13 protein-coding genes, 1 tRNA gene and 1 pseudogene are annotated in these 11,489 nt (G+C 74.2%); 5 read left to right on the forward strand and 10 right to left on the reverse strand.

Features of this window, described 5'->3' with window-relative positions; translation table 11 throughout:
- Positions 1 to 36: 36 nt before the first annotated feature.
- A tRNA-Pro gene (locus ABT300_RS35965) sits at positions 37 to 110 on the forward strand.
- 333 nt (positions 111 to 443) lie between these two features.
- Positions 444 to 1,475, forward strand: a complete 1,032-nt coding sequence (locus tag ABT300_RS35970; RefSeq protein WP_351685033.1) for a hypothetical protein — start codon at positions 444 to 446, stop codon at positions 1,473 to 1,475.
- Positions 1,476 to 1,623: 148 nt separating this feature from the next.
- On the opposite strand, the gene ABT300_RS35975 is transcribed toward ABT300_RS35970, so the two are convergent.
- From ABT300_RS35975 to ABT300_RS35995, 5 genes and pseudogenes are all read right to left on the reverse strand, one after another.
- A complete protein-coding gene (locus tag ABT300_RS35975) occupies positions 1,624 to 2,058 on the reverse strand; it encodes a (2Fe-2S) ferredoxin domain-containing protein (RefSeq protein WP_351685036.1) in 435 nt (144 codons plus the stop codon).
- Positions 2,059 to 2,063: 5 nt separating this feature from the next.
- Positions 2,064 to 2,603: an NUDIX hydrolase family protein gene (locus ABT300_RS35980; RefSeq protein WP_306947169.1), complete on the reverse strand. Its 540-nt coding sequence runs from the start codon at positions 2,601 to 2,603 to the stop codon at positions 2,064 to 2,066.
- 15 nt (positions 2,604 to 2,618) lie between these two features.
- Positions 2,619 to 3,755, reverse strand: a pseudogene (locus ABT300_RS35985) (amidohydrolase family protein).
- A gap of 1 nt (position 3,756) precedes the next feature.
- Entirely contained in the window at positions 3,757 to 5,160 is a 1,404-nt protein-coding gene (locus ABT300_RS35990; RefSeq protein ID WP_351685039.1) for a type I glutamate--ammonia ligase, read from the reverse strand.
- Between the two features lie 45 nt (positions 5,161 to 5,205).
- Entirely contained in the window at positions 5,206 to 5,997 is a 792-nt protein-coding gene (locus tag ABT300_RS35995) for an SAM-dependent methyltransferase (RefSeq protein ID WP_351685041.1), read from the reverse strand.
- Positions 5,998 to 6,128: 131 nt separating this feature from the next.
- Here ABT300_RS35995 and ABT300_RS36000 point away from each other — a divergent pair, with 131 nt between their 5' ends.
- On the forward strand, positions 6,129 to 6,992 hold the full coding sequence (locus tag ABT300_RS36000; protein ID WP_351685043.1) for a Cof-type HAD-IIB family hydrolase: 864 nt from the start codon (positions 6,129 to 6,131) through the stop codon (positions 6,990 to 6,992).
- A 13-nt stretch (positions 6,993 to 7,005) separates the two neighbouring features.
- On the opposite strand, the gene ABT300_RS36005 is transcribed toward ABT300_RS36000, so the two are convergent.
- The gene (locus ABT300_RS36005; RefSeq protein WP_351685046.1) at positions 7,006 to 7,716 is read right to left on the reverse strand and encodes a response regulator; all 711 of its coding nucleotides are present in this window, start codon (positions 7,714 to 7,716) and stop codon (positions 7,006 to 7,008) included.
- A 151-nt stretch (positions 7,717 to 7,867) separates the two neighbouring features.
- Between ABT300_RS36005 and ABT300_RS36010 the strand changes: the two genes are divergently transcribed.
- Entirely contained in the window at positions 7,868 to 9,112 is a 1,245-nt protein-coding gene (locus tag ABT300_RS36010; protein ID WP_351685059.1) for an amidohydrolase, read from the forward strand.
- A gap of 27 nt (positions 9,113 to 9,139) precedes the next feature.
- On the opposite strand, the gene ABT300_RS36015 is transcribed toward ABT300_RS36010, so the two are convergent.
- The 4 genes from ABT300_RS36015 to ABT300_RS36030 form a co-directional block, all read right to left on the reverse strand.
- A complete protein-coding gene (locus ABT300_RS36015) occupies positions 9,140 to 9,472 on the reverse strand; it encodes a DUF3140 domain-containing protein (protein ID WP_351685049.1) in 333 nt (110 codons plus the stop codon).
- A gap of 29 nt (positions 9,473 to 9,501) precedes the next feature.
- Entirely contained in the window at positions 9,502 to 9,984 is a 483-nt protein-coding gene (locus ABT300_RS36020) for a Dps family protein (protein ID WP_351685052.1), read from the reverse strand.
- Entirely contained in the window at positions 9,981 to 10,238 is a 258-nt protein-coding gene (locus tag ABT300_RS36025) for a WhiB family transcriptional regulator (RefSeq protein ID WP_351685054.1), read from the reverse strand. The genes ABT300_RS36020 and ABT300_RS36025 overlap by 4 nt, the downstream gene beginning before the upstream one ends.
- Positions 10,239 to 10,351: 113 nt before the next feature.
- Positions 10,352 to 11,170, reverse strand: coding sequence for an alpha/beta hydrolase (locus ABT300_RS36030; RefSeq protein ID WP_351685057.1), 819 nt, complete (start codon positions 11,168 to 11,170; stop codon positions 10,352 to 10,354).
- Positions 11,171 to 11,271: 101 nt separating this feature from the next.
- Between ABT300_RS36030 and ABT300_RS36035 the strand changes: the two genes are divergently transcribed.
- Positions 11,272 to 11,489, forward strand: a 218-nt coding sequence (locus ABT300_RS36035) for a thiolase family protein (protein WP_502978067.1), incomplete at its 3' end; no start/stop codon positions are given.

The following is an 11,489-nucleotide window of genomic DNA, read 5'->3' on the forward strand; positions in this document are numbered from 1 at the left end:
CGTTCGGCCAGGGGAAACCCCAGGTCAGGCGGGCAACGGGACGTGGCGCAGCTTGGTAGCGCACTTGACTGGGGGTCAAGGGGTCGCAGGTTCAAATCCTGTCGTCCCGACTGGAGTTCTTCTCACAGTCGTAGATCGGAGCCCTGCTTCACTTCGGTGAAGCAGGGCTCTCGTTCATTTCCCGGCCCGCAGCGCCCCCGGCCCGCCGCCCCTGCGTCAGCGGCCCCTCTGTCGGCACGGTCAGGCGGTCTGCCGGATGCCGGTGCAGACCGGGAATCGGAACATGGACGGCAGCGCGTCACTCGCTTCTCTTGCGTACGCGGTACGGGTGAACGGAACGGTGGTTTCGGTCGGGGACGGTGAGGAGTCTCTACGGTTTCTGAGTGGATCCGGGGACCGCGGGAGAGGTCCCCGGACGGGGGACCGGTGGAAAGGCGCACCTGATGTCGGGGTTGGGAAAGTCGCCGGAGGGGCTCAGCCTGCGGGCGGGCCGCTGCCGACGGACCTGGACGCGGAGCTGGGCGGCGGTCGGCGTGGCGTGCCTGGCAGGCGCGGTGCTGACGTTCGCCGAGACCCGGGCGGCCGGCGGCGGGGCGGCGCGGATCATGGCTTTCGGGCCGTCCGCCGGCAGCTGGACGCTGGCGGCCTCCCTGATGCTCCGCGCGAGGGGAGCGGGCGGGCGGGTGCGCACGCGCGTGCTGCTGTTGGGGGGCTCCGCGCTCGCCGGGGGCGTGTACCGGGGTGTGGTCACCGTGCTGTCGGCACAGCCCGCGGCCTCCGGATGGGACGTGCGGACGCTGCCGGGTGCGGTGACGGTCACCGCGGTGACGCTGACGGTCGGTCTGGGCATGGCCGGGCTGGTGGTCGCGGCCGATGCCGGCGCCGGTGGGCGTGTGGTGCTGCGGCGCGTGCTCGACGGGGTCGTCACGGCGGGGGCCGTCTTCATGACCGTATGGGTGCTGCTGCGGAGCGCCGGTGACGGCAGGCGGCTGGGGACGGGGATGGTCGGTGTCCTGTGGGCCGCCGAAATCGTGTTCCTCGGGTTTCTGTTCGCCCTGCGCCGGCTGGTGCGGAGCGACCGGAGAGCCACCTTGTGGGTCGGGATCGCCGGGCTGTGCCTGATGCTCATCGGCGACACCCTGCGACTGTGGACGGTCGGCCCGCACGGCCCCGAGGTGATGTCCTGTCAGCTGGTCGACGTCTGCGTCACCGCGGGACTGCTGGTGGTCGCCGTCGGCCCCTGGGTGCCCGGCGGGGCGAGCGCGCTGGGCACCGCCCGGCCCGCGCTGCGGCGCGGGATGGAGGGTGCGGCGGGGTTCATCCCCCTGACGGTCTGCACGGCCACGGCGCTGGGATTCGCGCTGGGTCCCTCCGTGCGGGACCCGGTGCCGCTGCTGGCCGGGGCGACGGCGCTGCTGAGCCTGTGGGCACGCCAGAGATTCCTGCCGAGCGAGAACACCGGACACGAGGACTGAGGTCGAGGACCGGCGCGCCGTCGTCGGGCCCGCTCGTCCCCGTCCCCGTCCTCGTCACCCCGGTCCCCGTCCAGTGAGCTGCGGCGCCCCCGGCCGGGCGGCGGCTGTGAGTCCCCGCACACCCGCGCGGTCGCCCCGCCGCGCGGCGCTACCTGCGGGCCGCGCCCTGACGGCGGCCGCGTGTCCGGGCGCCTCTGGGCGGGTCGATGAACTGGAGCTCCAGCGTGGCCGGAGGGTCTGCCAGGCCCGGTCCGCCCGCCGCCGCCCACGCCAGGATCTCCTCCGTGCAGTCGTCGTCCATGGCGAAACCCACCCAGGCGGCCCGGCCGCCGGCCCGACGGCCGACGGCCGAGGGCTGGACGACGATCACGTTCGCCTGGTCGCAGGGGCCGAGGCAGTCCGTCGTGCGGACGGCGAAGCCGCCGCCCGACGCGCCCGCGGCCGCCCGCAGCCGCGCCAGCTGCCACGCGTGGTCGAAGCCGGGATGCTTGGCGCCGTCGCCGCAACAGCAGCCCCTGCACACCACGAGCGTGCAGGGACGGCTCCCGGCGGCTCCGACCAGCGCGTGCCGGGCCGGCGGCACCCCGGTCAGGAGGCCGAGAGGCCGACGTGGGCCAGCGCCTGCCGGAGCAGGAATCCGTGTCCGCCGGGCATCTCGCTCTGCACCGCCAGAGAGGCGGCCTCCTGAGGGCTGAACCACACCAGGTCCAGCGCGTCCTGCCGGGGCCGGCAGTCGCCCGTCACCGGCACGATGTAGGCCAGCGACACGGCGTGCTGACGCGGGTCGTGGTACGGGGTGATGCCCTGCGTCGGGAAGTACTCGGCCACCGTGAACGGCTGCAGCGAGGTCGGCACCCGGGGCAGCGCCACCGGGCCGAGGTCCTTCTCGAGGTGGCGCAGCAGGGCGTCCCGGACGCGCTCGTGGTGCAGGACGCGGCCGGACACCAGGGTCCGGTTGACGTTGCCGTCCGGCCCTATCCGCAGCAGCAGGCCGACGCTGGTGACTTCGCCGCTGTCGTCGACGCGCACGGGCACGGCCTCGACGTACAGGATCGGCATACGGGCGCGTGCCATCTCGAGCTCGTCGGAGCTCAGCCAACCCGGCGTGGTCTCGGTCAAGTCAGACATTGTTCGATCATACTTTCAGTGTCCGTCGGGAAGCCGGTAGACCCGGCGGGCGTTGTCGGCTCCGGCCCGGCGCGCCAGCCGCAGCGCGTCGGGCAGGCTCAGCTCGCCCGCGTCCACCCGGTCCTGGAGCAGCTCTCCGAGACCCCGGCGGAAGGCCAGCGCGCCCAGCCAGTAGAACTCCGACACACCATAGGCGTCCGAGCTGTACAGCAGTTTGCGGAACGGTGTGATCTCCAGCGCCTCCTCCAGGACCGCCCGCGCTCGCACGGGACCCACATGATGCAGCGTGAGCCCCACGTCCAGGTACACCTGCTCGAACACCGCGGCCAGGTAGGCGGCTTGCCGCTGATAGGGTCAGCAGTGCAGGAGCAGCACAGGGATCGTGCCCGCCATGAGGTGCAGCCAGTCCGTGAGATGCGTCGGATCCACCCGGTGCAGCCGGATGTCGTCGTCCCCGAAGCCGGTGTGCAGTTGCAGGGGCAGCCCCAGATCGACCGCCGTCCACAGCAGGTGCCGCATCAGCACCGGGTCCGCGAGCCGTCCGCCGTCCGCAAGCCAGCGACGGGCGGCCCCGGTGACGTCGGCGTCCGAGGGTCTGGCCGGGTCGAGGTCGAAGCCGGTCCGGTAGGCGGCCACCGACTTGACCCCGATCACGCCGGGCCGCCGGACCGCGTCCAGCGCGGCCGCCCGGAACGCGTCGGCGTACCCGTCGGGGTCGACGCCCCGCGCGGCGACGGCCTCGGCGACCGCCTCCAGCCGCACGATCTCGTACGCGACCGCGGGCTGTGCGGCCGCGGCGAGCTCGGCGGGCGTCGTGACGCGCTGCGGGGCGAACCCGGTGTCGACGCAGAACACCGCGGTGCGGGCGGCCCGCAGGAACCGCCGGTTCACCTCCCGCGGTCCCAGCGCTGCTCGCCGGGCCAGATAGGCGTCGGCGGGGGCGTGCGGGTCGAGGTCGAGCAGGGGCGCGCAATGGCGGCGCACCGCCGTCCCGACGGGCGTGTCGAACGTGGAGAACCCCGGCCAGACGTCCCCCTCGGTCAGCAGCGCCTCGAAGCCCGGCCGGTCCAGCGGGTCGGTGACCACGCCGTGGCAGTGGTGGTCGACCAGCCGCAGCTCCGCCAGCGCCTCGTGGACCGCCCGGCCTGCCATCTCAGTAGACCCAGCGGTACGCGGCGGCCACCTGGTCGTCGTCGAGCCCGGCGACGGCGTCGATCTCGCCCTGCCGCACCGCGGTCACCGCGTCGGCGAGGACCGGGCCGAGGGCGGCGCGCAGCACGTCGTCGGCGCGGAACGCGGCGACGGCCCCGGCCAGCGAGGACGGCAGTCGGCGCACGCCCCGGGCAGCGGCCTCCCCGGCGTCGAGCCGCACCGGGTCCCCGGTGCTCTCCTCGGGCAGCACCGCGCCCGCGGCCACCCCGTCCAGCCCGGCCGCGATGAGGCAGCCGAGGGCCAGATACGGGTTGGCGGCCAGGTCGACCGGCTTGACCTCCAGGTTCGCCTGCTCCGCGCGCCGGCCCGCGGTGCCCCGCACCAGGCGCACCGCGCACTCGCGGGTCTCCAGACCCCATGCGGTGTACACCCCCGCCCACTGCGAGGGCCGCAGGCGCAGGGCGCTGGCCGGGCTGGGCGCGGTGACCGCGGTCAGCGCCGGGAGACGGGTGAGGACGCCGGCGGCGAACGCCTCCGCGTCGGCCGTCATGCCGTGCCGCCGTTCGCCGCCCGCGTGCAGGTTCACGCCGTCCCGCCACGCGGAGAGATGGACGTGGCCGCCGTTGCCGACGCCCTGCGCGACGACCGCGGGGGAGAAGGAGACCCGCAGCCCGTGACGGCGGGCCACCGCCCGCACGGTCTGGCGGACGAGGACGCTGCGGTCGGCCGCCCCCACCGGGTCGAGGGCGCCCACGGAGATCTCGAACTGGCCGGGCGCGTACTCGGGATGGATCTGCTCGACGTCGACGCCCTGCGCCGCGCACGCGGCCAGCAGATCGGCCGTGTACTCGCTCAGCTCGACCTGCCGCGTCGCGCCGTACGCCGGTCCGGCGGCGGCCGGGACGAACTCGCCGGCGGGCGCGGAGTCCAGGCCGACCGCGAACTCGATCTCGACGGCCGCCCGGAAGGCGAGACCGTGCGCCCGGGCCGCGTCCGCCACGACGTGCCGCAGGAACGTGCGGGAGCAGCCCGGATGACGCTCCCCGTCCTGGGTGACGCGGTCGACGGGCGCCCACGCCCAGCCGGGCTGGCCCGCCAGAACGACCAGCCGGTCGAGGTCCGGGTACAGGCGCAGATCGCCGTCGGGCGAGCCCAGCGCATCGGTCGTGACGATGGAGTCGTTCGCCAGGAACGTGTCGAACACCGGCGACATCCCGACGCCCCAGGCCGCCGACGAGGCCAGCCTGCCCGCGGGGACCGCCTTCACCCGGCCGATCCCCGCGGTGTCGACGTAGGCCAGGACGACGCCGTGCACGCCCGCCGCGGCCAGCTCCCCGCTGAGCGAGGTCGCCCGCTCGACGTCTCCTGGACGCCCGCCGGGGACGGGATCGGCAAGGGTGGTCATACGTCCTCCACGATCGGCGCTGCGGCGCGCGTGCCCGTACGCCCGTCAGGGTTTCACGGCGACCGCGCCGTACTGCGGCACCACCGCGAGGGAGTCGGCCGTGCCGCGCCAGCGCGAGCACGACACCAGGCCCGGCTCCAGCAGCTCCAGACCGTCGAAGAACGCGGCGATCTCCTCCCCGCTGCGGGCGGTGATCGGCGGTTTGGCGTTCTCGTTCCAGAACTTCATCGCCGGGATCTGGCCCTCGCCGCCCACCTCGCTGTCGTGGGTGGGGTGCGTGAGGACCAGGAAGCTGCCGGACGGGACGTCGGCCATGACCCGCCGGACGATGTCCCGGGCCGCCTCGACGTCCAGGACGAAGTTCAGGATGCCCAGCATCATCACCGCGACCGGGCGGGTGAAGTCCAGGGAGCGGCCCGCGCGTTCGAGGATGGCGGCCGGGTCGTGCACGTCCGCGTCGATGTAGTCGGTGCGGCCCTGCGCGGTGCCGGTCAGCAGGGTGCGGGCGTGCGCCAGCACGATGGGGTCGTTGTCGACGTAGACGATCCGCGACTCCGGTGCGACGCGCTGGGCGATCTCGTGCGTGTTGTCCGCCGTCGGCAGCCCGGTGCCGATGTCGAGGAACTGCCGCACGCCGCGCTCCTCGGCGAGGAACCGCACCGCCTGTCCGAGGAACCAGCGGTCCGCGCGGGCGATCTCCCGGATCAGCGGGAACATCCCGGCGACGTGCTCGCCGACGCCGCGGTCGACCTCGTAGTTGTCCTTGCCGCCGATCCAGTAGTTCCACACCCGCGCGTTGTGCGCCACGCTGGTGTCCAGCCGTCCCGGCCCGCTCACGTGACCGCCCCTTCCCGCGTCCTGCCCGCGCCCTGCCGTGCCCCGGGCCTTCGCCGCCATTGTGCCGCCGGATGATCACCGCTGTCCCCGGTAGGGTGAAAATCCGGTCGTCCACCTACAGGAAGCAGCACATGCCGTACTCGCACGCCCCCGAACAGGCGGCCGCCGAGCCGCCGACGGCTCCCGCGGACATCCGGCTGATCGTCACCGACATGGACGGCACGCTCCTCGACGACGAGAAGAAGGCGCCCGCGGACCTGTGGCGTGTGCTGGCGCTGCTGCGCGAGCGCGGAGTGCACTTCGCCCCGGCGAGCGGACGTCAGTACGCCACGCTGGCAGCGGACTTCGCCGAGGTCGCCGGCGCGGCCGAGGGGATGGCGTTCATCGCGGAGAACGGCGCGTACGTCGTGCGCGACGGGCGGGAGCTGAGCTCGGATCCGCTGGACCCCGCCGTCGTCGTGCGGGTCATGGAGGCCGTGCGCAAGCTCGCGGCCGACGGCGTCGACGTCGGCGCCGTGGTCTGCGGCAAGCGGTCGGCGTACGTCGAGCGGACCGACGAGGCGTTCCTGGCCGAGACGGCCAGGTACTACCTGCGCAACGAGGTCGTCGAGGACGTCACCGCCGTCGACGACGACGTCCTCAAGGTCGCCCTGTACGACTTCGGGTCGGCCGAGGCGAGCACCGCCCCGGCGCTCGCGCCCTTCGCGCGGACCCACCAGGTCGTGGTCTCGGGCGAGCACTGGGTCGACGTCCTGAACCGCACCGCCCACAAGGGCGCCGCGCTGCGCCGCCTCCAGCACGAGCTCGGCGTCACGCCCGCGCAGACCATGGTGTTCGGCGACTACCTCAACGACCTGCAGATGCTGGACGCCGCCGACTGGTCCTTCGCCATGGCCAACGCCCACCCCGAGGTCGTGCGCAGGGCCCGCCACCTCGCGCCGTCCAACAACGACGACGGGGTGCTGCGCACCGTCACGCGCGTGCTGGGCCTGTGAAGCCGCGGCGGCCTCAGGCCCTGGGCCGCGCGTGCCCGTGCTGCCAGGCCCAGGCCGCGATCTCGACGCGGTTGCGGGCGCCCAGTTTCAGCTGGACGCTCGACAGGTGCGTCTTCACGGTCGACAGGGAGACGTAGAGCTCGGCCGCGATCTCGGCGTTGGTCCGGCCGAGGGCGACCAGCCGGACGACGTCCAGCTCGCGTTCGGTCAGCGGTTCGGCGAGCGTGTCCGCGAGCGCGACCGGGGCGGCGGCCGGCGTGGTCTGCGGGCCCGTCAGGTGCTGGAGCAGGCGTACCGTCACCGACGGCGAGACCAGGGAGTCGCCCGCGGCGGCCGCCCGGACGGCCTCCGCGAGGAGCGTCGGCCCGGAGTCCTTCAGCAGGAAGCCGCAGGCGCCGCCGCGCAGCGCCCCGTACACGTACTCGTCCAGGTCGAAGGTGGTGACCACGACCACCCGCAGCGGATCCGGGACGTCCGGTCCGGCCAGCAGCCGGGTGGCCGCGAGACCGTCCAGCTTCGGCATCCGGATGTCCAGCAGACACACGTCGGGCCGCACTCTGCGGGCCAGCGCCACCGCCTCCTCGCCGTCGGCGGCCTCCGCGACCACCGTGATGTCCGGCTGCGCGTCGAGGAAGAAGCGGAAGCCGGTGCGGACCATGTCCTGGTCGTCGGCGATGAGGACCCGGATGGGGGCGGCGGGGCCGGGCGGGCTCGGGGCGGTCATGGCTCGATCATGCCTCAGGTCGCGGCCCGGGCGGGGGCACGGCGGCGCGGGGACGGCGGTGCGGCGGCGGTCCGCGTGCGCGCCCGCTCGCGGCAAGGCCGTTCGGCCGACCGGGCCGGGGCGTCCCGCGTAACGTGGCCGCATGCGCGGAATGAGCGAACCGGCCGTCGTCGCCGCCCTGGCCCGGGAGATCACCCCGAACCTGGAATCCGGGCGGCTGGAGGACTTCTACCAGGATCTGCACCGCCACCCCGAGCTGTCCTTCCAGGAGCACCGCACCGCCGCCGCACTGGCCGGGCGGCTGCGGGCGGCCGGGTACCGGGTGACGGAGGGCGTGGCGCGCACCGGAGTCGTCGGGGTGCTGGCCAACGGCGACGGGCCGGTGGTGTGGCTGCGCGGGGACATGGACGCGCTGCCCGTACAGGAGGCGACGGGCCTCGCCTACGCCTCCACCCACGACGGTGTGATGCACGCCTGCGGCCACGACCTGCACGTCACCTGGCTCGCGGCGGCCGCCGAGTCGCTCGCCGCCGCCCGCGAGACATGGTCCGGGACGCTCGTCGTGGTCGGGCAGCCCGCGGAGGAGGTCGGGGGCGGTGCGGCGGCGATGGTCGCCGACGGCGTCCACGACCGCTTCCCGCGCCCCGACGTGCTGTTCGGCCAGCATGTCGCGCCCGGACTGGCCGGCTTCTACCCGCACACCCCCGGGCTGACCCTGTCGGCCTCGGACGACGTGGACGTCGTCGTGCACGGGGTGGGCGGACACGGATCGCGGCCCGAGTCGACGGTCGACCCCGTGGTGACCGCCGCCTTCGTCGTGACCCGGCTGCAGACGGTGATCGCCCGCGAGATCGCCGCGAACGACTCGGCGGTGCTCACCGTGGGCCGCTTCCACGCCGGCACGACGTCCAACATCATCCCCGACGAGGCGCGGCTGGGGGTGAACGTCCGCACCCGGGACACCCGGGTGCGCGACCGTCTTCTCGCGGCGATCCGGCGGATCGCCGAGGCGGAGTGCGCCGCCGCGGGCTGCCCGCGCCCGCCGGACGTCGTCGTCCGACCCGGCTGCCCCACCACCGTCAACGACCCTTCCCTGGACGACGAGATCGCGGCCGTCCACCGGGAACTCTTCGGCCAGGACACGGTGTTCGACTTCGGCCAGGCGCTCGGCAGCGAGGACTTCTCCCTGCTCGCCCCCGACGGTGTGCCGTACGACTACTGGTACGTGACGTCGACCCCGGCGCCGGTGTGGGACGCGGCGCCGGGGGAGGGGGTGTGGGAGAAGGCGGCGGGCGTGCCGGGCAACCACAGTCCGCTGTTCGCACCGGACCTGTCGGTGCTGGCGCCGGGCGTGCGCACCCTGGTCTCGGCGGCGCTGTCCCGGCTCGCCCGCTGACGCCGCGACGCCGGCCGGGCGCGGGTCCTACGGCCTGAGCGGATCGTGCCCGATGGTCATCAGGCGGTGACGGCGCCGCGTGTCCTGCGCCTCGGGCTCGTTCTCCTCGTCCGCCTGCGCGGCGACCGTGTCCACGACCCGGTACATCACGCGGACGTCGTCGTCGGTCAGGTCGGTGCGCCGCTTCTGCAGGATCTCCAGCACCTGCTGTCCGGTGGCGTCGCCCGCCCGGTCGGGCAGCGGTTCCGTGCTCTCGCCGGCGTCGCGCACCCGCAGCCAGGCGGCGAGTTCCTGCGAGGTCATGTTCACCGCGCGGTGGAACTCCTCCCACAGCGCGTCGAGTTCGAGTGCGTCGGTCATGGGGGCCTTTCTCCGGGGGGCGGCGCGGGTCAGCTCTCGCGCGGCCAGTTCTCCGCCTCGAACATCCAGCGCTGCTTCTCGAGGTCGGCGGTGACGCCGATCAGCAGGTCCTGGGTCACCGGGTCCGCGTCCTCGGTCGCCGCGATCCGTTCGCGCAGCCGTGCGATGGCGGCCCCCAGGGACTCGGCGATCACCTGGACGACGTCCTCGTCGCGCAGCCAGCCGTCCTTCGGGGAGGGCAGGGTGAACGCGGACGCGATCGTCTCCGGGCGGCCGTCCGGCGGCAGGCCCAGCGCGGCCGCCCGCTCGGCGACGGTGTCGGCGTAGGAGCGGGCCGCGGCGACGACCTCGTCCAGCTGGAGATGGATCGAGCGGAAGCGGGGGCCCACGATGTTCCAGTGCGCCTGCTTGCCGATCAGGGAGAGACCGAGGAGATCCACGAGGGTGCCCTGCAGCGCCTCGAACGTGATCTGGCGGGCGGGCTCGGGCAGGGGGCTCTTCACGACAGTCATACGGTGCTCCTCCTCGTCGCGTCGTGTGGTGCGGTACGGAGCAGCGCCGCGCGTTCCTGTTCGCCCGTCCCGCCCCAGACGCCCGAGGTCTGTCCGCTGCCGAGGGCGTAGGACAGACAGTCGGCGCACACCGGGCAGCGGGCACAGACCCGCTTGGCCGCCGCGGCCTCCCGCAGGGCCGGTCCGGCCGTGCCCACGGGGAAGAACAGCTCGGGGTCCTCGCCTGCGCAGGCGGCAACGCGCAACCACTCCATGCAGGCGCGGGTGCCCCTGGCGTACCGCTGCAAACAGCAGTTTTCCCCGATCCCCCGGTCCCTCGATTCCCGCGGTCCCCCGATCTGCCGTTCCCTCGGGGGCGGCGTCGGGATCAGGCGGCGAGGGCCCGGTCGAGGAAGTCGGTCAGGTCCGCGAACACGTCCGCCCTGTTCGTCTCGTGGAACACCTCGTGCCGGGCGCCCGGGTAGATCCGCTCGGTGTGCGCGCCGCCGCCGAGCCGCTCGACCCCGGTCCGGCTGCCGGGCAGCGGCACCAGCCGGTCGTCCTCGCCGTGCAGCCACAGCAGCGGCAGCGCGCCGACGCCGCCGTGCTCGGCGACGGTCGCCAGGGACCGCACGAAGGCCTGCAGCGTGGGCCGCTTCATCGGTCCGTGCCAGACCAGCGGATCCGCCGCGTAGGCCGCGCCGACCGCCGGGTCGCGGGAGAGCGCGGCCGGGCTGACGGGAACGTCGGGGATCTCGTCGTGGGCCAGCAGCCGGGCCGGCAGTCGCCAGTCGCCGATCACCGGGCCGGAGAGCACCAGCGCGGCGAGACCGTCGCCGTGGCGCTGGGCGTACCGGGCCGCGATCAGGCCGCCCATCGAGTGCCCGATCACCGCCGGCGGCAGGCCCGGGTGGGCGGCCCGGGCGACTTCCGCCACGGCGTGCAGGTCGGTGACGACGTCCTCGAAGTCCTCGATCACCGCCCGCTCGCCGGCCGACCTGCCGTGCCCGCGGTGGTCGGGGGCGTAGACGGCCGCGCCGTGCCCGGTCAGGACGCCGGCGAGTTCCTCGTAGCGACCGGAGTGCTCCCCGTATCCGTGCACCACGAGGGCGAGGCTGCGGGGGACCGGCGGGGACCACTCACGCGCGGCGATCGTGCCGCGGGTCCCGGTGAGAAGGTGCGTACCGGTGACGACGGATGCGGTCATCGCTGCTCCAGCTGCGTCGACGAGGGCGTCCGGGGATCTTCCCAGGGTGGGGCGTCGGGGTCTATAGTCCAAAACTAGCAGTGCTAACCAAGGAGTCCGTCGTGCGCCCCGTCCACTTCGCGGCCGCCCGCCGCACCCCCGTCGGCAGACTGCGCGGAGCCCTGTCCTCCGTCCGGCCCGACGACCTCGCCGCCGTCGTCGTCCGCGGCCTCGTCGCCGAGGTGCCCGCGCTCGACCCGGCCCGCGTCGACGACGTCTACTGGGGCGCGGCCAACCAGGCCGGCGAGGACAACCGCAACGTCGCCCGGATGGCCGCCAT

Origin of the sequence: Streptomyces sp. NPDC001027, from assembly GCF_040299045.1 — a bacterium.
In the GTDB taxonomy this organism is placed as follows: domain Bacteria; phylum Actinomycetota; class Actinomycetes; order Streptomycetales; family Streptomycetaceae; genus Streptomyces.

Excerpts from the sequence above, each read along its gene's own strand:
- ABT300_RS35970 (WP_351685033.1), top strand. The coding sequence starts at position 444 with ATGTCGGGGTTGGGAAAGTCGCCGGAGGGGCTCAGCCTGCGGGCGGGC.
- ABT300_RS35980 (WP_306947169.1), bottom strand. The coding sequence starts at position 2,603 with ATGTCTGACTTGACCGAGACCACGCCGGGTTGGCTGAGCTCCGACGAG.
- ABT300_RS35990 (WP_351685039.1), bottom strand. The coding sequence starts at position 5,160 with ATGACCACCCTTGCCGATCCCGTCCCCGGCGGGCGTCCAGGAGACGTC.
- ABT300_RS36000 (WP_351685043.1), top strand. The coding sequence starts at position 6,129 with ATGCCGTACTCGCACGCCCCCGAACAGGCGGCCGCCGAGCCGCCGACG.
- ABT300_RS36005 (WP_351685046.1), bottom strand. The coding sequence starts at position 7,716 with ATGACCGCCCCGAGCCCGCCCGGCCCCGCCGCCCCCATCCGGGTCCTC.
- ABT300_RS36010 (WP_351685059.1), top strand. The coding sequence starts at position 7,868 with ATGAGCGAACCGGCCGTCGTCGCCGCCCTGGCCCGGGAGATCACCCCG.
- ABT300_RS36015 (WP_351685049.1), bottom strand. The coding sequence starts at position 9,472 with ATGACCGACGCACTCGAACTCGACGCGCTGTGGGAGGAGTTCCACCGC.
- ABT300_RS36020 (WP_351685052.1), bottom strand. The coding sequence starts at position 9,984 with ATGACTGTCGTGAAGAGCCCCCTGCCCGAGCCCGCCCGCCAGATCACG.
- ABT300_RS36025 (WP_351685054.1), bottom strand. The coding sequence starts at position 10,238 with ATGGAGTGGTTGCGCGTTGCCGCCTGCGCAGGCGAGGACCCCGAGCTG.
- ABT300_RS36030 (WP_351685057.1), bottom strand. The coding sequence starts at position 11,170 with ATGACCGCATCCGTCGTCACCGGTACGCACCTTCTCACCGGGACCCGC.